We start from the raw sequence: 25,006 nt of genomic DNA on the forward strand, positions 1-25,006 counted from the left end.
ATTTTGTACTTTAAACCTTAACCGTACCTTAAAAACAATTAAAAAGGAGATAAAAGCACGGATGAATAGATTGTTTTTCCCGTCATGACGGGATTTTATCCTTTTGTTTTCACCCAACCCTGTCGATGCGCATAGATTGCCAATTGTGTACGATCGTCCATCTCGCATTTCATCAGCAAGTTGCTGACATGTGTTTTGACGGTTTTGATACTGATATGTAATTCTTCTCCAATGTCTTTGTTGGTCTTCCCCTCTGCAATAAGCAACAACACTTCCTTCTCCCGTTCAGTCAGACCTGATTCACTCTCTCTCGCTGTTCGTTGTCTGATTCCCCGAGTCAATGCTTGTGACACATCACCTGTCATAACAGGCATGCCTCTGTATGCCCCTTGAAGTGCATAGATCAGTTCTTCAGCAGAGACTGTCTTCAGTACATAACTTACCGCACCCGCTTCAATCGCTTGCACAACAAGATCATCCTCCAGGAAACTGGTGAGCATCACAATCTTCATCCCTGGAAATTCAGTCATGATGGCTTGTGTTGCTTCAGCACCATTCATTATGGGCATCATCAGATCCATGAGGATCAGGTCTGGCAATTCACTATCATTTAACTTACGCAACTGATCAAGCGCATCCTGCCCGTGGCCCGCTTCTCCCATCACATGAAAAGTAGGTTCCAGCATCAAGTATGTTTTTAACCCCATTCGTACCATGTCATGGTCATCCACAATCATCACGTTTACTTTCCCACTCATTCCGTCTCCCCCTCTAGATCATTCAGAAACATTCGGAAATTTGGGGATCAATACCCGTACCGTCGTTCCCGCTCCTGGCTTCGATATAATCTGAACTTGCCCCCCAAGCTTCTCCGCCCGTTCACGCATGGTAGATAACCCATATGAACCCGGACGTTCAGCTTGCTGCAAAAATCCCTGACCATCATCGCTGATGCTCATGCTGATCTGATGTTCACTCTCCCGTATGGACAGACTCACCACCCCTGCCTCTGCATGCTTCACGACATTGGCTACCGCCTCCTGAATAACAAGAAACAGCTGGTGCTCAATGGCATCCGAGATTCCGCCATCCAGTTCCAGCTCTTTCACACCATTAAGACCATTCTGTCTGCAATAATCAGGAAACCAGCTATCCAGTGCCGCCGTGAGATCACGCCCTTCCAACTCCACTGGTCGAAGTTGGGCAATAAGTCCTCGCATCTGACGTTGAGCAATATGAGACATCTGAATCAACTGGTCCAGTACTTTGCCGCCATGTTCCGGATTCATCTCCAGCAGACGTGGTAAGGACGAAGCCGACATATGCATTGCAAACAGCTGCTGGCTAACCGTGTCATGAAGGTCTCTTGCCATTCGTTTGCGCTCTTCAATCACAGCGCGCTCCGAGGCTTGCTCCTTCTCAATGACTTCCTGCTCACCAAGGCGCTGAAGAAGTCTCATCTTTTTCTCAATCGAATCCATCATGACATTAAACTCCTGGTAGACACGACCAAACGAAGCGTCATCCGCTTCAGGCATGCGCACCGCCAGATTACCCTTGGACACTTTCAACATGTTAAGATCAAGCAGATCGATCTTGCGCTGAAGTCGTAATGCAGCGATATATCCGGTGATAACGGTGGCCAGCACAACAACGGCAACATAAGTCCATGCTCGTTGACGACCAGCCCCCATTAATACCTCTCCATACAATAGATAGAATCCGCCCAGTGTAATCAGACCCGTTAGCGCAAAATACATCATCAGTTCCCACTTATTGGCCTTGAGAATTGTTCGAATCATGCGTTAACCCACCTTATTTACTTTGACGTCTCCGATAAACACACTTACAATAATCCGCACCTTTTTGCTGGCTTCACGATAATGAGCAGTTTCAGCCTGAGCACTACTCAGGAATCCGCCGCGTTTCTGATTCAACAATGACATGTCTCCAATGAACGAATTCGTCGTCACCGTCACACCCAGATCCATATCCTCTGGTACAAATACTTTCACATCACCGATAAATGAAGAAATGACAATCTTTGTCTCACCGTATGGAATCTGTGCTTTGGTCAAATCAATTACGGTATCTCCGATAAAAGCCGAGATGTTCATCGGTTTCAACGAGAACACTTCCTGTCCCATGTACAAATCCCCAATGAACGCTGATTTATTAATGGTACTGCCGCTGCCATAACCTCCATAACCATTCCCATAGCCATCATCATAATGTTCTTCATATCCGGTATTATTTGAGTTATACGATTGATATTTCTTCTTATATTGATGCCCTTGTGATGATGAGTCTGTTGATCCTGTAAAATGAGGGCCATGTGGATCGTTCTTCTGTTCCTGTTTCGGTTTGCCAAATGTTTTCTCGAACTGTTCGTCAAACGACGATGGCATCTCCAGATCCTCAGGAGACAACGGTTTATATGGTTGCTCAGGTGCTGGAGGCGGCTGCATCTTGTCATGATGTTTCCGATCACGACGTCGTGGCCCAATCAATACAAACAATCCTCCGCCAATCAGCATTACCGGAATGAGATAACGGATGAACTCCCCCATGGAATAATCAATCCATCCCAGGTTACGGGCAAGAAAGTAACCGCCGATTCCCAGTACAATTACCGGTCCAATAAAGGTGTAACCCCCGTTGCGGCGAATCTCGGAGATTCCTTTGACCCCCCACCAGATTAGAAATAACGGCCAATATGTTCTAAAAATATATCCTACATCAATGTCATAGCCCAATTGTCTGAACAAGATCATCGCACCAATAGCAATAAGAGGTATGCCAACCCACCAGCGGTCACGCGTCGATCGTTTCATCGCTCATGTCTCCTTCATCTGTATTATGTATCCAGTGTAACTCAGACAAGGCAATGAGAACAGCGGCGGCAGGTGGAAGTCAACTCGGTCTCGAGACTGAGATGTGAGGATATTTTTGTAAAACTTCGCATATGTAAAACACCCCGGAGCTACTGCTCCAGGGTGCTGAATCTTCATTGAGTTAATGAATCTTCATTTATTTTTTGTATTTTGATGCTTTGCCTTGGCTTGTTTGGCCTGTTTGGCCTGTGTTTTCTACACCAAACTCGGCATTGAATTTTTCATCAGGTGTTTGGAAATTATCTTGTACTTTGTTTTGAGCGGATTGCTTCACTTTAGCTGCTGCATTCTCTTCTCCAAACTCAGCATTGTACTTCTCGTTCGGCGTTTGGAATCCTTGTGATTTTTTAGCCACAACGAATCACCTCTCTCTTCATATTTACGATGCATTGCTGCACCGCGGGGTTCGTCCCCAGTCAGTATTATGTGGAGAGAGCACTTTTGTTATTCATGTTCACATGTGAAATTATATGGCTTTGTCCAGCCAAGAGTCCGGTACAGATTTGTACACATTGATCGCATCAGCCAACTCGCTGAGCATCTTTTCTGTACACTTTCCAGCACCTTGCCTGATCACCTGAACCTCCACATCCTTTTTGCCCCACTCTTTGTACACTTGCTTGGTTGTCGGAAAATACAGATCAATTTTATTACCTTTAATCGCCGAACCGGTATCTGCAACAATCCCGTAGCCATAGCCCGGAATATACAGAATGGAGCCCATTGGAAACAACTTCGGATCAGCTGCAATCGTGGAGACCGTTTCTTTATCACGGCGTACTTTTACACCGGAATACGTAATTCCGTATTGTGGATGTTTGGGTCCTTTTCCTGTAGACTCAACACCTGCCGTATATCCCGTTGCTGTCACCTTCTGTGTACCGAGTACCTGTTCTGAACGTGGAGCTAGCACAGGCATAGACGGATCAGCCACTTGTTTCTCTGGAAGCTCAGGCCTCGGAATAACCATCGGTTGTGGGGACCACAGTAAAGCCATATACACCATGGTTGTCAGCTGGGCTTCATCGCTGTATAGATGGTCGGCCTGTTCCGGAAATTCTTGATCAGGCTTGCTCGAAGTCTCAATCGAAGCCTCACTGCTCCGACTCTCGACATGCAGTATTGCACTTTCCTCTTCAAATGTATAAGCATCTGCCTGATTCAGGCTGATCATCATTCCCGCGAACATAACACAACCAACCAGTAAACACCGTATCGTTTTCTTTTGAATTGAGAATTGCTTTTTCATTGTACAACCTCCCCCTCACTGCAAAGGTTTTCCAAAAAGCAATGAATCTATACTTTTCATGGCAAAAACTACGAAAAAACGCCTAAACAACATAGGTCAAACCCATGTTATCCAGACGTTATTCAGATGCATCAGCGCAAACTTATGCACTGGTTATCTACTAGATCATTTGTTCATTTACACCAAACGTGTTGCAATTTCTTCTTTCAATTGAGCGATAATTTCATCAACCGGTTTCATCCCCAGATCGCCTTCTCCACGCTTACGCACGGATACTGCTTCTGCATTACGCTCATTCTCACCGACTACAAACATATAAGGCATTTTCTCCAGCTGCGCCTCACGGATTTTATATCCAAGCTTCTCATTCCGCAGATCGGCTTCAGCAGAGATTCCCGCACGTTTCAGCTTCGCTTCCACTTCACGCGCATAATCGTCGAAGTTTCCGGATACCGGGATCACTTTGGCCTGAACCGGAGACAACCACAGCGGGAAAGCTCCTGCAAAGTTCTCCAGCAAGAATGCTGTGAAACGTTCCATTGTACTAATTACACCGCGGTGAATAACGACCGGACGATGTTTCTGTCCGTCATCTCCCACATATTCAAGTTCAAAGCGCTCAGGCAACAGGAAGTCCAGTTGTACCGTAGACAATGTCTCTTCTTTGCCCAGGGCTGTTTTAATCTGCACATCCAGCTTCGGACCATAAAAGGCCGCTTCACCTTCTGCTTCATAGAATGGAAGGTCAAGCTCTTCCACAACTTCACGCAGCATGCGTTGGGACATCTCCCACATCTCGTCGTTCTGGAAGTATTTCTCGGTGTCCTGCGGATCGCGATAGGACAGACGGAAACGATATTCATTGATACCGAAATCCTTGTACACAGTTTGAATCAACTCGATAACACGAGCGAACTCTTCTTTGATCTGATCCGGGCGTGCAAAAATGTGTGAGTCGTTCAGTGTCATTGCACGTACACGGTGCAGACCTGTTAATGCCCCCGACATTTCATAACGGTGCATCATTCCAAGCTCAGCAATACGGATTGGCAGATCACGGTAGCTGTGCATACTGGACTTGTACACCATCATATGGTGAGGACAGTTCATTGGACGGAGAACGAGTTCCTCATTATCCATAACCATTTTCGGGAACATATCTTCCTGGTAGTGCTCCCAGTGTCCAGATGTTTTGTACAATTCCACGTTACCCAGAACCGGTGTGTATACATGCTGGTATCCAAGGCTTTCTTCCAGATCCACAATATAACGCTCCAATGTACGGCGCAGCTTCGCACCGTTAGGCAACCAGATTGGCAGACCTTGTCCGACCAGTTGGGAGAATGTGAACATTTCGAGCTCTTTACCAAGCTTGCGGTGATCCCGTTTGCGAGCTTCTTCCAGGAAGTGCAAATGTTCGTCCAGCTGTGCTTTTTTCACAAAAGCCGTACCATAGATACGTTGAAGCATTTTGTTTTTGCTATCTCCACGCCAGTAAGCACCAGCAACATTCATCAGTTTGAACACTTTGATTTTGCTGGTTGATGGTACGTGAGGACCACGACACAAGTCGAAGAATTCACCTTGCTCATAAATCGTGATCACGCTGTCCGCTGGCAAATCACGAATCAACTCCAGTTTGTAAGGATCGCCCACTTCTTCGAACGTTTTGATCGCGTCCTCGCGGCTAACTTCCTTACGTACAATGGGCAAGTTCTCGTTTACAATACGTTCCATTTCCTTCTCGATCTTTTGCAGATCTTCAGGATTAAGCGGGTGTTCGAGATCCATATCATAGTAGAAACCATCTTCGATGACAGGGCCAATACCGAGGCGTACCTCTTGGTTACCATATAAACGTTTCACTGCTTGAGCCATCAAATGAGCTGTACTATGACGCATCACTTCAAGTCCTTCTGGGGAATCCAAAGTTACGATCTCCACCAACGCTCCTTCATGAAGTGTTGTGGACAAATCCACCACGATACCATCCAGCTTGCCGGCTACGGCATTTTTGCGCAATCCGCTGCTAATCGAAGCGGCTACGTCCTCAATGGTGCTGCCTTCCGCATACTCACGTACCGAACCATCCGGTAATTTAATGTTCACTGCCATTTCTCTCATACCTCCTGTTAATGTAACCTTTACGTCCAAAAGTTCATGGACTGATGATCTATTGCTATTCCAGTCATTATGCAAAGGAACGCAAAAAACACCCGTCCCGGTAAAGGGACGAGTGTTATATACTCGTGGTTCCACCCTAATTCAGCTGATTCATCCTATTCGGAAATACAGCCCTCATTGGCATGTCGATAACGGGCATGACCCGGCAGATCCTTACTCGCGGATTATCCCCAGTAAAGGCGATATTCGAACTCCACTTTCAAAATTGCAGCTACAAAGGGGTAAACCATACGTGATATCCGGAGGAAATTTCAGCCTAGGTTCCTCTCTCTGCACCGATCTTGCGTGTGGTCGTTGTCTTTGTCAACGCTTTTAGTTCAATGGTTCACATGAAAAAATCATGGATCAACAGTTATTATAATTGCCGAGATCACTTGCGTCAAGACCTGTCAACAATCCTGAGCGCAGCACTTCGCATTCCGGGCAATGATTACATATTTGCACTTTGTCTTCAAAGATCTGACATATGGTCGAGATGATTGGCAGATCCGGGGTACGTGTATGAAGCATTACTTTCTCAGGAGAGATCGAGATGAGTGTACTTACAATCATATCTTCAATATCCATCTCCAGTTCCAGACCCGGCATTTCCACAACGACCTGTTCATCCTTTTGCACAGGTAACAGATTAAGTCCAGCATCCAGCACCTGAAATTCATGCATTCCCTTGTGTACAAGATGGACCAGAGGTACTTTGGCTTCTTGAAAAAAAACAAAATATTTTAATAGCCCCATAAACTCTTCATACTGCCGATCCATCCAGAACTCATCCAGCGCATACTCCACTAATTCCTGAAGCTCCTGCTTATATGGCCGGATGCGGAAGTTGATAATGCCCTCAAGGTGAAAAAAGTGAACATCCTCCAGATCCTGCCGTAGTCCACTGGCTAATGTAGTACGCCTGCGCTCCCGAAGTCCGGGCTGATCCAGATCACCATTTAATAGAAGGGGCATGCAGATTCGATTGACCTTCTCCACCTCATGCTCATCCATGACAGAACATGCTTTGGCAATCATATCCTCTACCATGTTCCGTTCTTGTGTCTCCATAATGAAGTCGGCGAGTCCAAGGGAGAGCAGATCACTGATCCGGGGAAGCCATTGCTGGAAGTCATCGTGATTCTCATTCCCTCTGCACACCCAGGTGGCTCTTCCATCATTATGTTTGAAGGTGAGCCGGAATCCTCTTTTACTTATATGTAAACCTTTGGTTTTTTCCTTGATACAACGATAAAATTGATCCGCTTCCTCTTGCCCCGATACATCCGTCCATACAGCAAACAGTTCCACAAGAATCACTCCTTTCCTTCCTGTTCAAAGTATATGGCAAGGCCGATGGGGATATACGAAGCGGATTGATGGAAAGCGTGTCATGATTTCTCAGTATATTATGAAGAGGTTTGGAGTTAAGACAAAAATGTGTTATTATTTTAATAACAGTATGTTTCACGGAAAAGGAGGGAAGCCAAAATGAGACAACAACCTAGAATACTCCACTACACGATCATTATCATTTTGTGCGTTTTCCAAGCCTTGTGCTTCCCTATTCCGATGCAGTCCGAATCTGCCGTTGGGGTGTCTGTTGACGCAACTTCCAACAAGGAAGTGCTGTCGCAAATACCCGAATCCCAGCAGAAACCTGTTATTCGCAAATATCCACAAGTCATGTCCAAGCTGATTGCGGTTACGCATAATAAGCCTGTCTTTCTTGTCCTCGCATTGTTATTGATGCTGCGAATCCCTACAACGGGTCTGTCCTTTAAACCGTGGTATTGTCTGTTTAAACGCAGATTATTTCTGCTACCTATTAAGTTTACCAGCATGTATGTATCCCTCACCCCTATAGCACCAAAATACGTGAACGCTCTTCACTAGCCGTTACACCGTATTAACAGGTTGCTTTTGCATGGAGACACCTCTGTAGTTAAGACGGTGCGCTTGTGCATAACTTATAACCCTTTTAGCACACGTTAGATAAACCAATATTTACGACAGTACCTATTTTGGTTGTACCCACATCGACAAATTCAAATCATATGGCTGTGTCAGGAATTTCTGGCTCTGTTTACCCGCATCTTTTGATGTTCCTTTGAGCAGCAGATTTATCATTTTCGGGAAATAAGCCTGTCTTCTGTGGCCAGCCCCTAATTATAAGGAGGCAACAATCCATGGATGTACGCGAAACAGACTTGCCGGGAATCGGCAAAAAATTCCAAGTTGAAACAAGCAGCGGTGATAAAATTATCATTATTATTCATGATGACGGTCGCCGGGAAATGTACCACTTCGAGTATGATGATCCCGATCAAAGCATCTCAATGATCACACTTGACGATTACGAAGCACGACAAATTGCTGCTATTGTTGGTGGATTAACTTACAAACCAAAGCAGCTTGAAAATATTGAAGTCACGTTTGATGACCTGATTATTGAGTGGTACAAAATCGAACCAACCTTTGGATGTATCGGTAAATCCATCGGTGAATTGGATGTACGTCAAAACTCTGGGGCAACGGTTATTGCCGTTGTAGAGAAAAATCACAAAAAACATATCAGCCCAGGTCCGGAGGTAGTTATCAGTGCAGAATCCACGGTGGTAGCCGTTGGCGAACGCAATCAGCAGAAACTGTTTAAATCCCTCCTCCTGACTGGAAGGGGGTAAATAGATGGATCATTTGATATTCGAAGTAGGTCTGGCCCTTGTGCTCATTGCGGCAGCCGGCCTTTTATCGGCAAAACTAAGATTTTCGGTCGTTCCGTTTTATATTCTGATCGGGATGGCCGTTGGACCACATGCCATGAAAATCTGGCATCTGGACTTCCGCTTCATTGAAAGTCAGCCTTTTATTGATTTCATGGGCCGGATCGGTATTCTGTTCCTTCTCTTCTACCTTGGACTTGAATTCTCGGTAGGTCGTTTAATTAAATCGGGTCGCTCTATTGCAGTTGGCGGCTCGATCTACATCGGGATTAACTTTACGCTGGGATTAATATTCGGATTTATGTCCGGTTTCCCCGTTGCAGAAGCACTTATTATCGCAGGTATAACTACCATCTCTTCCAGTGCCATTGTGGCCAAGGTACTCGTCGATTTGAAACGAACGGCCAATCCGGAAACCGAGATGATACTCGGAATTATTATGTTCGAAGATGTATTCCTCGCTGTATATATCTCGATCTTATCCGGACTTGTGCTTAGTGATTCATCCTCCATCGGAGGCGTCATCATGTCCGCACTTATTGCCCTCGGATTCATGCTTATTGTGATTATCCTGGGACGCAAAGCAACACCGCTACTAAACAAATTGCTTAAAATCCGATCAAATGAGTTATTCTCTCTCGTTGTATTTGGAGCCTTGTTCCTGGTAGCCGGTTTCTCAGAAACCATTCATGTTGCCGAAGCGATTGGTGCATTACTGGTTGGACTGGTGCTTGCTGAAACAGAGCATGCGAAACGGATTGAGCACTTGATTCTGCCTTTCCGTGACTTCTTCGGAGCCATCTTCTTCTTTAGCTTTGGATTGTCCATTGATCCGTTGTCCCTGGGTGGCGAAGCCGTGTGGTTGGCTCTGATTGCAGTAGTTATTACATTGTTCGGTAACTTCCTGGCAGGTATGCTGGCCGGACGCAGTGCAGGACTATCACCAAAAGCATCGGCCAACATTGGATTAACCATTGTGTCACGTGGTGAATTTTCCATCATCTTGGCCAACATGGGTAAAGCCGGAGGACTGCTGCCAATGATTCAACCGTTTGCCGCGCTGTATGTCCTAATTCTGGCCATTCTGGGTCCTTTATTAACCAAAGAGTCCAAACATGTATTCCGTTTATTGGATAAACTATTCAAGTTCAAAGATCCTCGGAAAAAGAAGGAAGAACCGAAGGTTCTGCAGAAAGAAGGATAATGCCCATGTCTGTGCAGAACAGACATACTATCGTATTTCGCGGCTCTACGCCGATCTTTCTGTGACTAACCCAGGGAGAATGGCTCGAAAGCCGCACAAAGGAGGCTGACCTATGAAAGCACCTCTGATATCGGCTAATCCGGTGCCAAACACCGCCAAGACCAGAATATCGTCAACCCGCCGCTGGTTAAACCTGTTGCTTGTGATTGTCGGTGGAATTCTGGCCTCCGTGGGACTTGAATTGTTCTTACACCCCAATAAGATCATTATTGGAGGCATTACAGGCATTTCCTCCCTGTTCGCCCACTGGACTGAAATGAGAATTGGATTATTCCTATTTTTATTCAATGTTCCGTTTATATTTCTGTCCTACAAGATTGTGCAGAAGAAATTTGTACTGGTTACTGTTCTGGGTCTGGTTGTCTTTTCGATCGGTGCCATTGTGCTTCATCCCATGCCGCCACTTGTAGAGCACCCGCTGGCTGCCGCCATGTTTGGCGGATTATGCCTCGGACTTGGAATTGGACTCGTCGTGCGGTATGGTGGGACACTGGATACGCTGGAAATCGGTGATCCGTCTTCCCGTCCACCTGAACGTGTATTTAGCGGAAAACGGATGCTTATCGAAAAAATAATCATGCTACTTAACTTGTTGATACTGACAGCCGCTGGTGTTGTCTTTGGCTGGGACCAAGCGATGTATTCCGTAATCGCCTACCTTATTGCTTATGAAATGGTGTACATTGCGTTCAGGGGCTTCTCTTCCAAACGCAAAGTATGCATTTTGACCACACAAAGCTCTCAAGTTGAAAAAGCTGTACGCAAACGGCTGCGCCGTGAACCTGGAACACTGGAAGCTACTTCTGACTCAACACAACTCGCGATGGCGGAAGGATGGATCAGGCAGATCCCGGGTGCACTTTATTATGAGGTACATGTCCTGGAGTTGATCTGGTTGAAGTCCATTGTGCGTCACATTGATCCCCATGCGGGCATTATGACGAATCCGGAAAAATAAAAAAACGCTCTCTTACCCTATGGATGGACAGTATTGTCCAACAAGGTCAGAGAGCGTTTTTTTTGTTATCAGACTTAGTAGTGATTATAGTTCAACGATGGCTTTGACTACATGTGAATCTGGCAATAACCATTGGTCCATTGCAGAAGGCAACGCATCAAACTCCACTCGGTGTGTGATATAACCATCCATGCTTAATTTCTTTTGACGCAAGGTGGACAGGACCTGTTCAAAATCTTCACGGGTTGCGTTTCGACTACCCAGGATGCTCATCTCCCGCTTGTGAAACTCAGGATCATGAAAGGTAATATCCGCTTTCACCAGCCCTACAAAAATGAGTTGACCACTATGCGCCACATATTGAATGGCCTCGTTCATGGAATTCACGTTACCGGTTGCATCGAAGACAGCCGTAGCATAGTCGCCTCCCGTGATTTCAGCGACTTGTTGCACCGTATGTTCATTGGCCTGTACAAGGTCATCCGCTCCGGCCCAAGTCCGGCTAAGCTCCAGCCTGTCCAGATTACGATCAACGGCGATAACACGGGCTCCCGCCTGTTTGGAAAACGCCATCACGCCAAGTCCAATAGGGCCGGCTCCAATAACAATCACATGCTCACCAGGCTTGATTCCCGCTCTCCTGACGGCATGGGCTCCAATGCTTAATGGTTCAACCATTGCTGTCTCATCCAGTGTCAAACCTTCTGCTGAGAGCAGATGTGAGACAGGCACACTGATCCTTTCTCTCATGCCTCCGTCCACGTGCACACCCATGACTTGCATGGACGCACAACAATTGGTTTTTCCACTGCGACATGCAATACAATGACCGCAATGCAGATACGGAATAATACTTACCTGATCCCCTGGTTGTAGCCCTGCATCGTTCGGACCGATCTCTTCAATAACAGCAGCCAGTTCATGACCAAGTACGCGAGGATAGGTAAAGAATGGCTGATTGCCTTTGTACGCATGCAGATCCGTTCCACAGATCCCAATTCGTCGAATGGCAACCAATGCCTCCCCTTCTGCTCGTTCCGGTTGAGGCAGATCTTTCAGCTCCAAACGGTCTATTTCTTCACATACAATGGCTCTCATCCTTGTTCCCCCTTGGACGCTTCTGATGTCATGTTGTTATGCTTTGTATTATTATATTCAGGACGTCCGCTTGACCACGTCTCATTATGCAACGGTGCCAGAATGCGCAGTACTTCCTCCAGTAGACTCTGATCCAACGGTTCTTCGATCCATGCTGCATTGTTGACGATATTATGCTGACTGGCACTGCTCACCAGTGTTGTAGGAATACGTTCATTCGACGTGGAGAATTGTACGGCCAGCTTGGCAATGTCACTGCCTTGTTCTGCACAGAAGCGGGCAGCTTTCAGGCAGAGCTCTTTCACCCATTCATCTGCCGGATGCCAGGCAGGAGCACCTCGGGTACTTAACAAGCCCATAGAAAGAGGCGAAGCATTCACAAGGCCAATTTCTTTCTTTTCCAACAAAGGCAACAAAGACAACAATGAGGTATCGTTCAATGAATAATGACAATACGAGATGATCGCATCTGCATCAATCTGTGGCAGTACCTTCTCGAATAACGGCAAGGGCAATCCACAAATGCCCGCATGACGAATAACTCCCTGCTCTTTCAGACGCAGCAATGTTGGAAAAGCTTCTTCGATAATAATTTCTGCTGGCACAAATTCAATATCATGCAGGAACAGAATGTCGATATAGTCTGTATGCAGTCGATCCAGGCTTTCCTGTACACTATTGAGAATGCGCTTACGTGAAAAATCAAACTCATTTTCCCCATACCGTCCGGCTTTGGTTGATAACATATATGAACTGCGCGGCAAGCTGCGGATGGCTTCACCCAACACCATCTCCGCCTTTGTCAGTCCGTAGTAGGGCGAAACGTCTATGTAATTCATCCCCGCATCTACGGCCGCATGTACAGTGCGAATCCCTTCGTCCCGGTCAATGTCACGAAATACAGAACCGAGAGAGGATGCTCCAAAGCTCAATACAGGTACGTTCAGTTTTGTCTTGCCAAGTATTCTTCTTTTCATTGGTTTTCCCCTTCCAGCATGTCTGACTACACAAGTTCCCTTTCATTGTAACAGTTCAATTTCAATATAAAATATCGGCAATTGCGTAACATGTACTGTTTGATGACCTCGATCCGCGGAAAAAAGCAAAAAGCCCGCCGTCTCTCCTTAACGGAGTAGTCAGCGGGCTTGGATTCATAACTACTCACCTGACGATAAGTAGTTACGAGAGTAGTAGTAAAAAAATATAATTAGTTCTGCATTACGAAATCTTCATGCACGGAATTCTCTTCGTCGAACATACGCACAATCTCGTATCGGGTGTTACGTTGGGCCGGAATATAACCGGACTCTCGAATCAAACGCAGAATGGATTCAATATTAACTTTGTAAGTTGCACCAGCAGCAGATACAACGTTCTCTTCAATCATGGTGCTACCGAAGTCATTGCAGCCAAATTCAAGCGACTTCTTACCAATCTCAGGACCCATGGTTACCCAAGAGGATTGAATGTTCTTGATATTATCCAGCACCAGTCGGCTGATGGCTACAGTTTTCAAGTACTCTTCCGGAGTCTGACGCTCTAGCTTAAGGTTGGTATTGTCCGGCTGGAAAGTCCAAGGAATAAACGCCAGGAAACCTTCGGAATCATACTTGTTCGCAATACATTCGTCCTGAGCTTCACGTACACGGAGCAAGTGTAGTGCACGCTCTTCCATTGATTCACCAAGGCCGATAACCATCGTTGCCGTGGTGTTCATACCGATGCGGTGTGCAGTTTGCATAACGTCCATCCAATCCCGCCATGAACCTTTCAAGCGGCTGATTTTCCGACGTGTGCGGTCATCCAGAATTTCAGCGCCGCCGCCAGGCAAGGAATCCAGTCCAGCTTCGTGAATGGCACGAACAACCTCTTCCAATGTAAGACCATCGGATACTTCAACCATTTTCATAATCTCCGCTGGGGAGAAAGAGTGCATCGTGATGTTTGGGAAACGCTCTTTGATCGCTTTCAGCAGGTCTGTATAATAGCTGAAAGGCAAGTTTGGATTCGTTCCACCCTGCATCAAAATCTCAGTACCATTCACATCTTCCGTTTCCTGAATCTTCTGGAAGATCACTTCGTCCGGAAGTACATAACCTTCATCCGAACCAGGTCTGCGATAGAAAGCACAAAAACGGCAGTACACATCACACACGTTCGTGTAGTTGACGTTACGCCCAATTACAAATGTTCTGTATGGTTCAGGGTGCATACGTTTCATAATGACATTAGCAGCTGCCCCGATTTTGTCCACTTCATTGGATTCAAATAACTGAATCGTGTCTTCCAAGTCCAAACGTTCGCCCCGAAGGGCTTTATCTAAGATACGGTCTACCGTACTCATCGTAAAAAAGCCTCCCTCATGAAGAGAAATTATATAACGATCCGTCCCAACTTGTTCAAGAGAAACAAGTTCTGGTGGCAACATCGTATTTCTGTACTCCACATATCGTAACACAGGTTACATGTGAAAAAAAGCACCTTATGTACAGGTGCTTTAAAAATAAGTAAAAATTTTTACATATGGAATAGAATTTATTCGAACTTAAGTGATGCGGATAGGCGTATTTGGGCACCCGCTTTTGCTAGGATTCCTGCAGTGCTTGTTCCAAATCTACAATGAGATCTTCGATATCTTCCAGACCTACGGAGAAACGCAGCAACCCATCTGTAATGCCACGGTCACGGCGAACCTCAGCCGGCATTGCCGCATGAGACATCATCGCTGGGTAGGACAGAATACTCTCCACAGCTCCCAAGCTTACAGCAACAATAGGTAGCTTCACCCGGTTAAGAACTGCTTTTGCGCGATCTCCTGAACCGACGTCAAATGAAACGACAGCTCCATATCCTGTAGACTGGCGCTCATGTGCCTCGCGGCCCGGATGATCCTCCAGTCCAGGATAAAAGACAGCGGTAATATCACTGCGCTCATTAAGCCATGCCGCAAGTTTGGCTGTGCTCCGTTCACTATGAGCCATGCGAGCCCCCAAGGTTTTCATCCCGCGCATCAGAAGCCAGGATTCTTGTGCCCCGAGTACAGTTCCAAGTCCATTTTGCAACTGTTTCAGTTGTACGCCAAGTGATTCCGTACGAGCAACGGCCAGCCCCGCTAACACATCACTGTGACCCCCGAGAAACTTGGTAGCACTATGTACGACAATATCCACACCAAGCTCAATGGGACGCTGATAGTACGGTGTCATAAAGGTGTTATCCAGAATTGTGATCAGGTCATGTTCCTTCGACCAGTCCGTCACGGCAGCGATATCCGTAATACGAAGGGTTGGGTTGGACGGTGTTTCCATATAAACTGCCTTGGTGTTTGGCTTGAGCGCCGCTTTTACTTCATCTATATTGGTCATGTCTACAAAGGTCGTCTCGATCTGCATACGGCTTAATATAGTAGTAAGCAACCGATACGTACCTCCATAAACATCTTCCGTTACAATCATGTGATCTCCTGCGGAGAACATCATGAACACGCTGGAGATCGCCGCCATTCCCGATGAATAGGCGAACCCCCGTGCTCCTCCCTCCAGCAGTGTGATGTAATCTTCCAGAGCCTGACGTGTCGGATTACCCGAACGACTGTAATCATGTTGAGGCGGATTGAAGATATCAAAATGATGGAAAGTTGAAGCTTGATAGATCGGTACACTGGAAGCTCCAGTTGTTTTGTCGATTTCATCACCGAAATGAAGCAACTTGGTATCAAACTTCAACTCGGAATTCGGCTTGTTGTTGGACTCACTCATGAGTGCACGCCTCCTTCAACTTCCTGCTGTGCAGCTGTCAGAGCATTGCCAAGATCCGCAATCAGATCATCCGCATGTTCAATGCCTACAGAGAACCGGAGCAGTCGATCGTCCACTCCTACGGCATCACGAATTTCAAGCGGAATATCCGCATGTGTTTGTACCGCCGGGTAGGTCATGAGTGATTCCACTCCACCGAGACTTTCTGCAAAAGCGATCAGTTTGATGTGACGCAGCAACGGTTCAACATAACGAGCATCCTTCACTTTGAAAGAGAAGATACCTGTGTTACCCGTAGATTGTTTATTCTGCACTTCATACCCCGGATGATCCGACAGTCCTGGATGATACACTTCACCCACCGCTGGATGCTCAAGCAAGTATTTGGCAATGGTAAGCGCATTGTACTCATGACGCTCCATGCGAAGAGCCAGCGTTTTCATCCCTTTCATCAACTGGTAGGAGTCACTTGGAGACAATACCGCTCCAATGGAATTATGCAGGAACGCCATCTCTGCAGATAATGCCTCACCCTTGGTTATAATTAGTCCGGCCAGCACATCATTGTGTCCGCCCAGATATTTGGTAGCGCTATGAATGATGATATCGGCACCCAGTTCAATCGGACGTTGGAAAAATGGAGTCAACAACGTGTTGTCAACAATGGTCAACAAGTTGTAACTTTTCGCCCAGGAAGCAACGGCTTCCACATCGGTGATCATCATCAGTGGATTGGTTGGTGTCTCAATAAATACAGCTTTGGTATTCGGCTGACGAACCTTCTCCAGTGCTGCAAGGTCATTCGTGTCCACATAACTTGCGGTTACACCGAAACGGGACAAGATGCGTTCAAGCAGACGATAGGTTCCACCATACAGATCCAGCGATACAATCAGATGATCCCCTTGACCAAACATGGCAAAAATCGTTTGCAGTGCGGCCATACCTGAGCTACAGGCGAACCCTGCATCACCGGACTCCAGCGCTGCAGCCGCTTCTTCCAACACTTTACGGGTTGGATTCGTTGTACGAATATAATCAAACCCCGTGCTTTGTCCAAGCTTCGGGTGGCGAAACGCAGTGGATTGATAGATCGGAAAGTTAATGGCCCCTGTTACCGGTTCATTGATGGACCCAATTTGTGCTAAGCGGCTTTCGATTTTCAACTTGCTGTTGTCTTCCATTGCTGCATCCTCCTGTAATCTCGATTAAATTTGCGGGCCAATATCGTAAGGTGTTTCTTGATACACATAGTAATTGAGCCAGTTAGAGAATAATAAGTTGGCATGAGCGCGCCAAGTAGCCGGTGGCACACGGGAAGGATCGTCATTTGGATAATAATGTCTAGGTAATGCGATATCCAACCCTTTGGCTGCATCCCGATCATACTCCCACTTTAATGAGAACGGGTCATACTCGGCATGTCCTGTGGCAAAAATCTGTTTGCCGTCTTTGGTAGCAACCAGGAAGATACCCGCTTCCTCGGATTCAGCCAAAATCTCTAAATTCTCATTCTTTTCAATATCTTCGCGTCTCACTTCCGTATGACGGGAATGTGGAACGTTGAATACTTCATCGAACCCACGCAACAAAGGAACATGTGGTTTATTGATGGTATGTGGGAAAACGCCAAAACACTTTTCATCAAGTGCAACCTTAGGTACGTTAAAATGATGGTATAAACCTGCCTGGGAGGCCCAACATATGTGGAGGGTTGAAGTCACATTGGTTTTGGTCCATTCGAAGATCTCCTGGATTTCATTCCAATAGTTCACGTCTTCAAAATCCATCTGTTCCACCGGAGCACCCGTAATGATCATTCCATCGAAACGGCGGTGCTCAATCTCATCGAAGGTTTTATAGAACAGATCCAAATACTCCTGAGACGTATTCTTCGACGTATGGGATTTGGGATGTACGAGAACAACATCCACCTGGATAGGCGTGTTTCCCACCAGACGAAGCAATTGTGTTTCAGTCGTTTCCTTTGTGGGCATCAGGTTTAATATAGCGATACGGAGTGGACGAATATCCTGCTGGTATGCAGAAGTTTCATCCATGACGAAGATATTCTCTCCTTCAAGTACTTCTTTTGCTGGTAGAGTATCGGGTATTTTGATTGGCATGGTAAGTCTAACTCCTCCTTGTGCATAGATAGATGCAGCCACCCCTGGCTTGATGTCTTTACATCAATACAGGTATGGACTGCCTTGAGCTTGTAAAAACATTGAATTACTCTTTCATCCAACGTTACAAACAACCTCAAGTTCCTTAGCGAAAATCACTGCTGAGAAGTCGGGGCATATGACAAAGACCTTCCTCGGATTTCGAGAAAGGTCATATGTAAATAGATATGCGCCTCTCTCATCTCTCAGTTACAACAGTGCCACTTGACACTTGGTCGCTGCAAGAATTAGCACCGTGCGGTATACCGCCGGTTGCCGGGTTTCATCGGGCCAGTCCCTCCACCTACTCTTGATAAGATTTCGCTGTATTAGATTGTAATTTAATATGGTTCACCGTCTACTTTATTACATTAATGCCCTCACGTCAAGTTGCAGTTCTCCGTCTGCTTTCCAGATCGGAACCGTTCATCATCCGTTGTCATACACTGCCTCAGGGCGCGAAATAGACACATTTTTGCGCTTGAAAGCACCTTGTACCAGCGGTATACTAAACAAGGTGTTATAAACCCTTATGTGAGAGGTGACATATTAAATGGATGGCGACCCGAGGCCTGACTGGCAGCCGAATTCCGACAAACTGCATAGAGAATTGACATCAGCATGCCGGCAGCGGGACGTGACTTCCGTTTGATTATATAGTGAACGCAGCCCTGATCTCCAGGCTCCGCTGCCGACCGGCTGATTTGTTCTTTTTGCGCCCATAATGATAATATCCGCCAAGTTGGCGGGTGCAGAAGGAGTAGATTAACGATGAAAATCCGGTTGGTAAACAACGGTGTATTTATTCCGGTGGACGACATTCAGCAGGCGCTGACTCCACCAGCGGAAGGATTTTACTGGATTGATGCAGACGTAGACGATTTGGCGGTACTTCAGCCGCTGTTCTTGATGCATGATCTGGCTGTGGAAGACTGTCTGAGTGACGAAGAACAACGTCCAAAGATTGAAATTTATGAGAACCATTATTTTATTGTGATTAATAGCATCCGTTTCGATGATGAAGAGATATTTCTGCGTGCAGTCAACCTGTTCCTCGGCAGACATTTCATTATTAGTGTTACGAAGCAAAAGGTCAGCGAATTACGCACACTGAAACCAATCCTGTGGGAACAGGAAATCAGTACACCGGATCGTCTGCTCTACTTGCTGGTTGACTTGATCGTTGATAATTATTTCACCGTAGGTGACCGAATTGAAGCACGGATCGAGAAGCTTGAGGAAGACATTTTGATGCACACCAAAAAGTCACATCTGAATGAAATCATTGGGCTGCGCAGTGAGATTCTGTGGCTGAAAAAAGTCCTTGGACCTCAGAAAGAGGTCATTAACACACTAAACAAAAAAGATCTGCGTCTCATCGATGACCAACTGCAAAAGTATTTCAGTGACATCTATGAGAATGCTGTAAAAATATCGGAAACCTTTGAGACTTATCGCGACCTGATGGGCAACTTGCGAGAAGCCTACCAATCCAGTATTGCAAACCGGGCGAATGAGATCATGCGTGTATTTACTGCCATTACAACGGTCTTCATGCCGCTGACGGTCATTACCGGTATATACGGCATGAACTTTACGAATATGCCAGAGCTTAACTGGAAATACAGCTATTTTGTTGTGATTGGCCTGATGGTTACACTAGGCCTCAGCATGTTCTTCATTTTCCGCAAAAAAGACTGGGTATGAACTCGTATGAAATAACAAAGACGAAGCGCTCCTCTTGGAGAAACGCCTCGTCTTTTTTCATTTCCCGATCATTAACCAACTTGCTTCTCTGTCTCTGCATGCCGACGAAAGCGGATTCGAATCATGCGCAGTCTTTCATAGACCTGCTCCAGACTTCCTCCGTCGGGCTTCTCTCCTCCATACACCTTATGTAATACTGGCTTCAGGAACGTATCTCCCAGCTCCTCATACGCACTCCATACGGCCTCTTGCTCGTTCTCTGGCATCACCGCAAGTTCCACATCAAGAAGACAATCGGTGTCATACCCTTCATGATCCAGTGCTTCTAACAGCTCAATCAACTCGCGTCGGGATAATCCAGATCGATTAACAATTTCCTCTAACGTATATCCTTCCTTCATGCCTTCAAGCACCTGCTTGCGCGTAGTGAACTTATCCAGCTCCTGCTTGTACTTCTGCTCTCTCTGCTTGTATAACCAGCTCTCATACTCTTCTTCCTTCAGCGCCGTGTATACCCAGTCCAGCGGGAATGTTGTTGAACGCTCCAACCCGTTTGTAATCTCCATCCATTCCGTACCATACTCAGTTGCTTTGCTCTCCCCTACACCCGGCAGTTGCATCAGTTCATCCATCGATTGCGGAACAAAGGCACTGATCAAGCGCAGCAGACGATTGGTTGCAACAAAATACGGTGCCTTCCGGTCAGACACAGCTCTCTTCCTGCGCCATGTGCACAGATCCGTATATAACTGCTCATTGCCGTACAACTCACTGTAACAATGGAGCCGCTGTCCACCATAACTGCGTGACTTCAGATCATCATTCTCATGAAATAACCCCTGCAACTGCGGTCGGTACCCCTCACTCATCTGTATGGCAAGCTGATGACGGTAAATATGAAGCAGCTCCTCCCAAGAAGTCCCTTCATACCAGATGCTGTCCTCACGCTCTCCTTCCTCGTAGCGACTCCATCCCAGCTGCCAACTATCTTCCTCTTCTCCAATCCATAGCTGTGCATACTCTGCATTCTGATCTGACATTCTGGACAATCTGTTCATGAAAATGACTTCCATTTTCCGTTCCCTCCCTTAACATTTCAGCCTACACGGGTTAGTTATGCTACCTACAGGCAGCACAAAAAAACACCTCTCCTGCAAAATCCATGCAAGAGAGGTGCTTCCTCATTAACCGTGCTATGCTGTTGCCCATATCATACCACAATGGTAAAATTCGTCAATCCCTAATAATCTACTTATTCAATGCCAATTTGGCAAGCGCGAGCGAACCACATAGTCCCGCATTGTCACCAAGTCCAGGTGAAACAACATACTGGTCGATATCGGATTGAAGTGCAGGATGCTGAACGTATCCAGCCAGCAACGCCTGCAGTTTGCTACGAACCATCGGGAACAGGTGCTCCTGCTTCATTACTCCACCACCCATGACGATTTTCTGTGGAGAGAGAATGAGAACATAATTCATCAGTGCATGTGCCAGGTAATGCGCTTCGATCTCCCAAGCTTTATGATCTGCAGGCAGTTCATAAGCCGGTTGCTCCCAACGTTTGTTAATGGCTGGCCCAGCTGCAAGCCCTTCGAGGCAGTCACCATGATACGGACAGAAACCCTCGTATGTATCCTCCGGATGTCTGCGTACAATGATATGTCCCATCTCGGGATGTGACAATCCATGGACCATTTTACCGCCAACCACAGCACCTGCACCAATACCTGTACCCACAGTGATATACAGACAGCTCTCAAGTCCTTGTGCAGCGCCCCAGGTTGCTTCTCCAAGTGCCGCACCATTCACATCCGTATCAAATGTCATCGGTACATCAAAATGCTCCTTGAGCTTGCCAATCACGTTATACTGTCCCCAATGTGGTTTTGGTGTTGTTGTGATATAGCCATATGTTGGACTTCCTTCAATTGGATCAATCGGACCAAATGAACCTACACCCAAAGCTTCAATACCTTTGCCTTCAAAAAAAGAAATCACTTGAGCCATGGTCTCTTCCGGTGTTGTTGTTGGAAAACTTACGCGTTCCAGAACTTCTCCTTTTTCCGTGCCAATACCACATACAAATTTGGTTCCGCCTGCTTCAATTGCGCCTAAGATCGTCATGTTAGTCACACTCCCAAGTTAGTTTAAAAAGGAATTCGCATTGCTTTACTTGATGACACTATAATTACCCTGCTACTTGTTCTCCAGCTTGGACAATCGTTTCATTAACGTTTGCCTCCAGCTGTCTGACAGCGAAGGGATGGCCAGCAATCTCTGGATACCATCGACATTTTCTTTCCCCTGATGCATAATTCGATTGGCTTCAAGAACCGTCATAGAAGTTGGATCGGTGCTGATCCGTCGAAATAACGCTGAAGGCCTTACCTCACCTTCTTGCAATACACGAAAGTAAAAGCCGGTATATCCACTCTCCTGAAAATAAACAGGCAGTTCCTTATAATCATACCGCGCTCCCAGCTTGAAGCAAGGTTGTCTCGGCTGACTGACCTGCACTGTGGCTTCGCCCAACTCGTAGACATCACCAATCCGGACGTCCTCTTCGGCACAGCCTTCAACCGTCAGATTTTCTCCACAAGCTCCCCAATCCAGCTTGCGATCCATCAGCTGTTCCAGCGCTGGATAACGACTGTAATCGTATACACAAACGGCCTTGTCGGGTCCGCCATGATGCACCAGATCCGCCTGCGCATCCCCTGTCATTCCAGTGAATGACAGGAAAACCGCGTCGGATACAGGATGTTTCACAATGCCGCTCAGCACTTCACGCTTCTGCCCAGGGAGAGGCTGCGGCAGTCCTACATTAATGGCCAGAACAGCTGTATTACCCTCCCCTGGCTTTCGATCAGATGTGAGTGTCATTTGCATCATACCTCCCGTAATCACTTTCTTTTAACGCACAGATCCACCAAATACCAGCGTATTACTCAAAAGCCGACCTGGCGAAGTCAGCATTTTGCCCGCGGCATACATGCCTGAGGATGCACCGCCATCCAGATTCATGGCCTGTTTGGCTCCAAGTTTCTGCATCACCGCTGCCCACTCCTTGACTGTCGCTCCGGAAACGGTAGCCAGCATAACCGAACCGTCCGCCATGATTGCGATACCACTTCTGGCTCCGGAAGCATTAAGAATCTTGGCATCCTTGAAACCTTCGCTCGTCGGGTTTACAGCTACTTTTCCATCTTTCACCAAACGCGGGCCTGCTCCCACGGCAGTCACTACATCTTGCCAAGGGATTTCTTTACCCGCTGCGTTAGTATATCTGTAATTCATTTCTACGGTTGAACCAACGGTAAAACGATCCGAAGAGGACTTTTGGTTGCCTGTGAAGACCAATACGGAACCATTCTTAGGAATGGCTACATTGGTGTTAGGGACTTTTTTGGTCACGATGCCATTCTCCATAACAACCGCAGTACCACCTTTGAACCCGACTGTGGCACCTCGTTCAGGCGTGTACAGCATCGTAATGCTTGCATTCGCAGAGGGTGTTCGATTAATAAATGTCGCATACCAACTGCGTGATTTGCCTTTTGTATCCGTTACTTTACCTGTCAAACTCACCTGAAGTGAATCCATAATCGCCGAGCCATCTTCCTTAAATCCGATGGATGTTCCGTATCTTCCAATATGTATAACCTTACCATTTGCTATTAACATACCGTATGGATCTGGTGCTCCGTTATATGCTTCAAAAAATGCTCCGTTAATCGCTGCTTGTGCACCATAGGCTTTCACAATCGATGGCAATGTAGCCGTCTGGCCAACCTGCTTCTTCGCGAGTCCCACGGTAACCGGTGTTCCCTTCGGAATTGAAACGGTCTGTACGGTAAAATTACGCCCTGCTGCTTTTACTTTCTGTACTTTGGTACTAATTGCTGCTTTGGCATCCACTGTCTGTGGCGCACTTACTGCTCCCGAAAGAATTACGGGCAAGGCCAGGACGAGGGCCATAGCCCCTGTCCACCACTTTTTTCCTGTTCGTACGTTCTGTTTGTTGCTCACCCTATTGCCACTCCCATCCAAGAGCCAAGGCTCTTCATCTCAAGTTGTTCAAACTTGTCCATCACCATATCCGGATCAAGACGCAATTCACAGATATCCAGCGCACAGGCAACCGGAACAGCACAATGAATCTCTGCCAGTTTGCGGGACAGATGAAGCATGTCCAGATCATTCTCAATCTTGTTACGTACCGAAGGGGTCAGTTTATCCATGTTGCTCAAAATCCCTTCAATGGAGCCGTATTCCTGTACAAGCTTCAAAGCTGTTTTCTCACCAATTCCCCGTACTCCGGGATAATTGTCGCTGGCATCTCCCATCAGACCCTTCATGTCAATCACTTGACGAGGTGTCAGTTGTTTCTCTGCCATGAGCGTTTCAGGGTTGTACACCATGTAGTTGCCATGGCCTTTTTTCATAATAATGATACTCGTGCGGTCGTTAATCAGTTGCAACATGTCGTGGTCTCCCGTCAGTACCATAACATTCATATCGGTCTCTTCGGTATAATACTTCGCAAGCGTCCCGATGCAATCATCGGCTTCGAATCCTTGTGCACCTATATTCGGAATACCCAGGCTATCCATGACTTCACGAATCAGGGCAAACTGGGGAATCAGGTCATCCGGAGCTTCGGCCCGGTTGCCTTTGTAGGCTGCATATTCTTCACCGCGGAACGTCTTACCGCCCATATCCCAACAACATACGACGTGACTTGGCCCAAAAGTCTGAACCGCATCCCAGAAATAACGGATAAATCCGTAGACTGCGTTGGTAGGCAATCCTGCCTTTGTACGTCTGATATATCCGCTTGCAGATGTCGCATAAAAAGCACGGAACAACACCGCCATACCGTCCACCAGCAACAAAGTAGGTTCATTACGTTGATTCACTTGAATTTGTTCTCTCCTATCGTGATCTAGCATATAAAATACGAAACTAATTCTATCATTATAGCATATTTCCGCCAACCATCGTTCAGCCAAAAAAGCCCTGAA

23 protein-coding genes and 1 riboswitch are annotated in these 25,006 nt (G+C 46.5%); of the genes, 5 read left to right on the plus strand and 18 right to left on the minus strand.

Annotation, left to right across the window (positions count from 1 at the left end; genetic code table 11):
* Nucleotides 1–95 precede the first annotated feature (95 nt).
* From ACE3K2_RS27605 to ACE3K2_RS27635, 7 genes are all read right to left on the minus strand, one after another.
* Nucleotides 96–758 (minus strand): response regulator, encoded by a 663-nt coding sequence (locus tag ACE3K2_RS27605; RefSeq protein ID WP_421897672.1) that lies wholly within the window; start codon nucleotides 756–758, stop codon nucleotides 96–98.
* A gap of 18 nt (nucleotides 759–776) precedes the next feature.
* Nucleotides 777–1,802 carry a HAMP domain-containing sensor histidine kinase gene (locus ACE3K2_RS27610; protein ID WP_421897675.1) on the minus strand — a complete coding sequence of 342 codons (1,026 nt, stop codon included), beginning with the start codon at nucleotides 1,800–1,802 and terminating at the stop codon, nucleotides 777–779.
* A gap of 3 nt (nucleotides 1,803–1,805) precedes the next feature.
* Nucleotides 1,806–2,834: a cell wall-active antibiotics response protein LiaF gene (liaF, locus tag ACE3K2_RS27615; protein WP_421897678.1), complete on the minus strand. Its 1,029-nt coding sequence runs from the start codon at nucleotides 2,832–2,834 to the stop codon at nucleotides 1,806–1,808.
* 196 nt (nucleotides 2,835–3,030) lie between these two features.
* On the minus strand, nucleotides 3,031–3,249 hold the full coding sequence (locus ACE3K2_RS27620) for a hypothetical protein (RefSeq protein ID WP_421897681.1): 219 nt from the start codon (nucleotides 3,247–3,249) through the stop codon (nucleotides 3,031–3,033).
* Between the two features lie 111 nt (nucleotides 3,250–3,360).
* Entirely contained in the window at nucleotides 3,361–4,143 is a 783-nt protein-coding gene (locus ACE3K2_RS27625; RefSeq protein ID WP_421897684.1) for a 3D domain-containing protein, read from the minus strand.
* Nucleotides 4,144–4,320: 177 nt separating this feature from the next.
* Nucleotides 4,321–6,258 carry a threonine--tRNA ligase gene (gene thrS, locus ACE3K2_RS27630; protein WP_421897687.1) on the minus strand — a complete coding sequence of 646 codons (1,938 nt, stop codon included), beginning with the start codon at nucleotides 6,256–6,258 and terminating at the stop codon, nucleotides 4,321–4,323.
* A gap of 414 nt (nucleotides 6,259–6,672) precedes the next feature.
* Nucleotides 6,673–7,626 carry a putative sporulation protein YtxC gene (locus ACE3K2_RS27635; RefSeq protein WP_421897690.1) on the minus strand — a complete coding sequence of 318 codons (954 nt, stop codon included), beginning with the start codon at nucleotides 7,624–7,626 and terminating at the stop codon, nucleotides 6,673–6,675.
* Nucleotides 7,627–7,797: 171 nt separating this feature from the next.
* Here ACE3K2_RS27635 and ACE3K2_RS27640 point away from each other — a divergent pair, with 171 nt between their 5' ends.
* From ACE3K2_RS27640 to ACE3K2_RS27655, 4 genes are all read left to right on the plus strand, one after another.
* Nucleotides 7,798–8,202, plus strand: a complete 405-nt coding sequence (locus tag ACE3K2_RS27640) for a hypothetical protein (protein WP_339784935.1) — start codon at nucleotides 7,798–7,800, stop codon at nucleotides 8,200–8,202.
* 293 nt (nucleotides 8,203–8,495) lie between these two features.
* Nucleotides 8,496–8,990, plus strand: coding sequence for a cation:proton antiporter regulatory subunit (locus ACE3K2_RS27645; RefSeq protein WP_421897695.1), 495 nt, complete (start codon nucleotides 8,496–8,498; stop codon nucleotides 8,988–8,990).
* Nucleotides 8,991–8,994: 4 nt separating this feature from the next.
* Nucleotides 8,995–10,233 carry a cation:proton antiporter gene (locus tag ACE3K2_RS27650; protein WP_421897698.1) on the plus strand — a complete coding sequence of 413 codons (1,239 nt, stop codon included), beginning with the start codon at nucleotides 8,995–8,997 and terminating at the stop codon, nucleotides 10,231–10,233.
* 112 nt (nucleotides 10,234–10,345) lie between these two features.
* Nucleotides 10,346–11,251, plus strand: coding sequence for a YitT family protein (locus ACE3K2_RS27655; RefSeq protein ID WP_421897701.1), 906 nt, complete (start codon nucleotides 10,346–10,348; stop codon nucleotides 11,249–11,251).
* An 84-nt stretch (nucleotides 11,252–11,335) separates the two neighbouring features.
* Here the strand turns inward: ACE3K2_RS27655 and ACE3K2_RS27660 are convergent, their stop codons facing one another.
* From ACE3K2_RS27660 to metA, 6 genes are all read right to left on the minus strand, one after another.
* A complete protein-coding gene (locus ACE3K2_RS27660; RefSeq protein ID WP_421897704.1) occupies nucleotides 11,336–12,349 on the minus strand; it encodes a zinc-binding alcohol dehydrogenase family protein in 1,014 nt (337 codons plus the stop codon).
* On the minus strand, nucleotides 12,346–13,326 hold the full coding sequence (locus ACE3K2_RS27665) for an aldo/keto reductase (protein ID WP_421897706.1): 981 nt from the start codon (nucleotides 13,324–13,326) through the stop codon (nucleotides 12,346–12,348). The genes ACE3K2_RS27660 and ACE3K2_RS27665 overlap by 4 nt, the downstream gene beginning before the upstream one ends.
* A gap of 230 nt (nucleotides 13,327–13,556) precedes the next feature.
* Complete coding sequence (mqnC, locus tag ACE3K2_RS27670; RefSeq protein ID WP_215076942.1) at nucleotides 13,557–14,693, minus strand: cyclic dehypoxanthinyl futalosine synthase; 1,137 nt, start codon at nucleotides 14,691–14,693, stop codon at nucleotides 13,557–13,559.
* 241 nt (nucleotides 14,694–14,934) lie between these two features.
* Nucleotides 14,935–16,107, minus strand: a complete 1,173-nt coding sequence (locus ACE3K2_RS27675; protein ID WP_421897709.1) for a trans-sulfuration enzyme family protein — start codon at nucleotides 16,105–16,107, stop codon at nucleotides 14,935–14,937.
* Nucleotides 16,104–17,291, minus strand: coding sequence for a PLP-dependent transferase (locus ACE3K2_RS27680; protein WP_421897712.1), 1,188 nt, complete (start codon nucleotides 17,289–17,291; stop codon nucleotides 16,104–16,106). Before ACE3K2_RS27680 ends, ACE3K2_RS27675 begins: the two co-directional genes overlap by 4 nt.
* Before the next feature lie 24 nt (nucleotides 17,292–17,315).
* On the minus strand, nucleotides 17,316–18,233 hold the full coding sequence (metA, locus tag ACE3K2_RS27685; RefSeq protein ID WP_253432811.1) for a homoserine O-acetyltransferase MetA: 918 nt from the start codon (nucleotides 18,231–18,233) through the stop codon (nucleotides 17,316–17,318).
* Nucleotides 18,234–18,468: 235 nt separating this feature from the next.
* Nucleotides 18,469–18,592, minus strand: a riboswitch (SAM riboswitch).
* A 451-nt stretch (nucleotides 18,593–19,043) separates the two neighbouring features.
* Between metA and corA the strand changes: the two genes are divergently transcribed.
* Nucleotides 19,044–19,979, plus strand: coding sequence for a magnesium/cobalt transporter CorA (corA, locus tag ACE3K2_RS27690; protein WP_062833460.1), 936 nt, complete (start codon nucleotides 19,044–19,046; stop codon nucleotides 19,977–19,979).
* Nucleotides 19,980–20,050: 71 nt separating this feature from the next.
* On the opposite strand, the gene ACE3K2_RS27695 is transcribed toward corA, so the two are convergent.
* The 5 genes from ACE3K2_RS27695 to ACE3K2_RS27715 all read right to left on the minus strand — a co-directional run bounded on the left by ACE3K2_RS27695 (nucleotide 20,051) and on the right by ACE3K2_RS27715 (nucleotide 24,901).
* Nucleotides 20,051–21,052 (minus strand): HRDC domain-containing protein, encoded by a 1,002-nt coding sequence (locus tag ACE3K2_RS27695; protein ID WP_421897715.1) that lies wholly within the window; start codon nucleotides 21,050–21,052, stop codon nucleotides 20,051–20,053.
* A gap of 175 nt (nucleotides 21,053–21,227) precedes the next feature.
* Nucleotides 21,228–22,106: an ROK family protein gene (locus ACE3K2_RS27700; RefSeq protein ID WP_421897718.1), complete on the minus strand. Its 879-nt coding sequence runs from the start codon at nucleotides 22,104–22,106 to the stop codon at nucleotides 21,228–21,230.
* A gap of 72 nt (nucleotides 22,107–22,178) precedes the next feature.
* Nucleotides 22,179–22,865 carry an MOSC domain-containing protein gene (locus tag ACE3K2_RS27705; protein ID WP_421897721.1) on the minus strand — a complete coding sequence of 229 codons (687 nt, stop codon included), beginning with the start codon at nucleotides 22,863–22,865 and terminating at the stop codon, nucleotides 22,179–22,181.
* A 30-nt stretch (nucleotides 22,866–22,895) separates the two neighbouring features.
* A complete protein-coding gene (locus ACE3K2_RS27710) occupies nucleotides 22,896–24,011 on the minus strand; it encodes a phosphodiester glycosidase family protein (RefSeq protein ID WP_421897724.1) in 1,116 nt (371 codons plus the stop codon).
* On the minus strand, nucleotides 24,008–24,901 hold the full coding sequence (locus ACE3K2_RS27715) for a 5'-3' exonuclease (RefSeq protein ID WP_017689620.1): 894 nt from the start codon (nucleotides 24,899–24,901) through the stop codon (nucleotides 24,008–24,010). The genes ACE3K2_RS27710 and ACE3K2_RS27715 overlap by 4 nt, the downstream gene beginning before the upstream one ends.
* Nucleotides 24,902–25,006: the final 105 nt, after the last annotated feature.

This window comes from Paenibacillus sp. (assembly GCF_048976745.1).
Lineage (GTDB): Bacteria > Bacillota > Bacilli > Paenibacillales > Paenibacillaceae > Paenibacillus.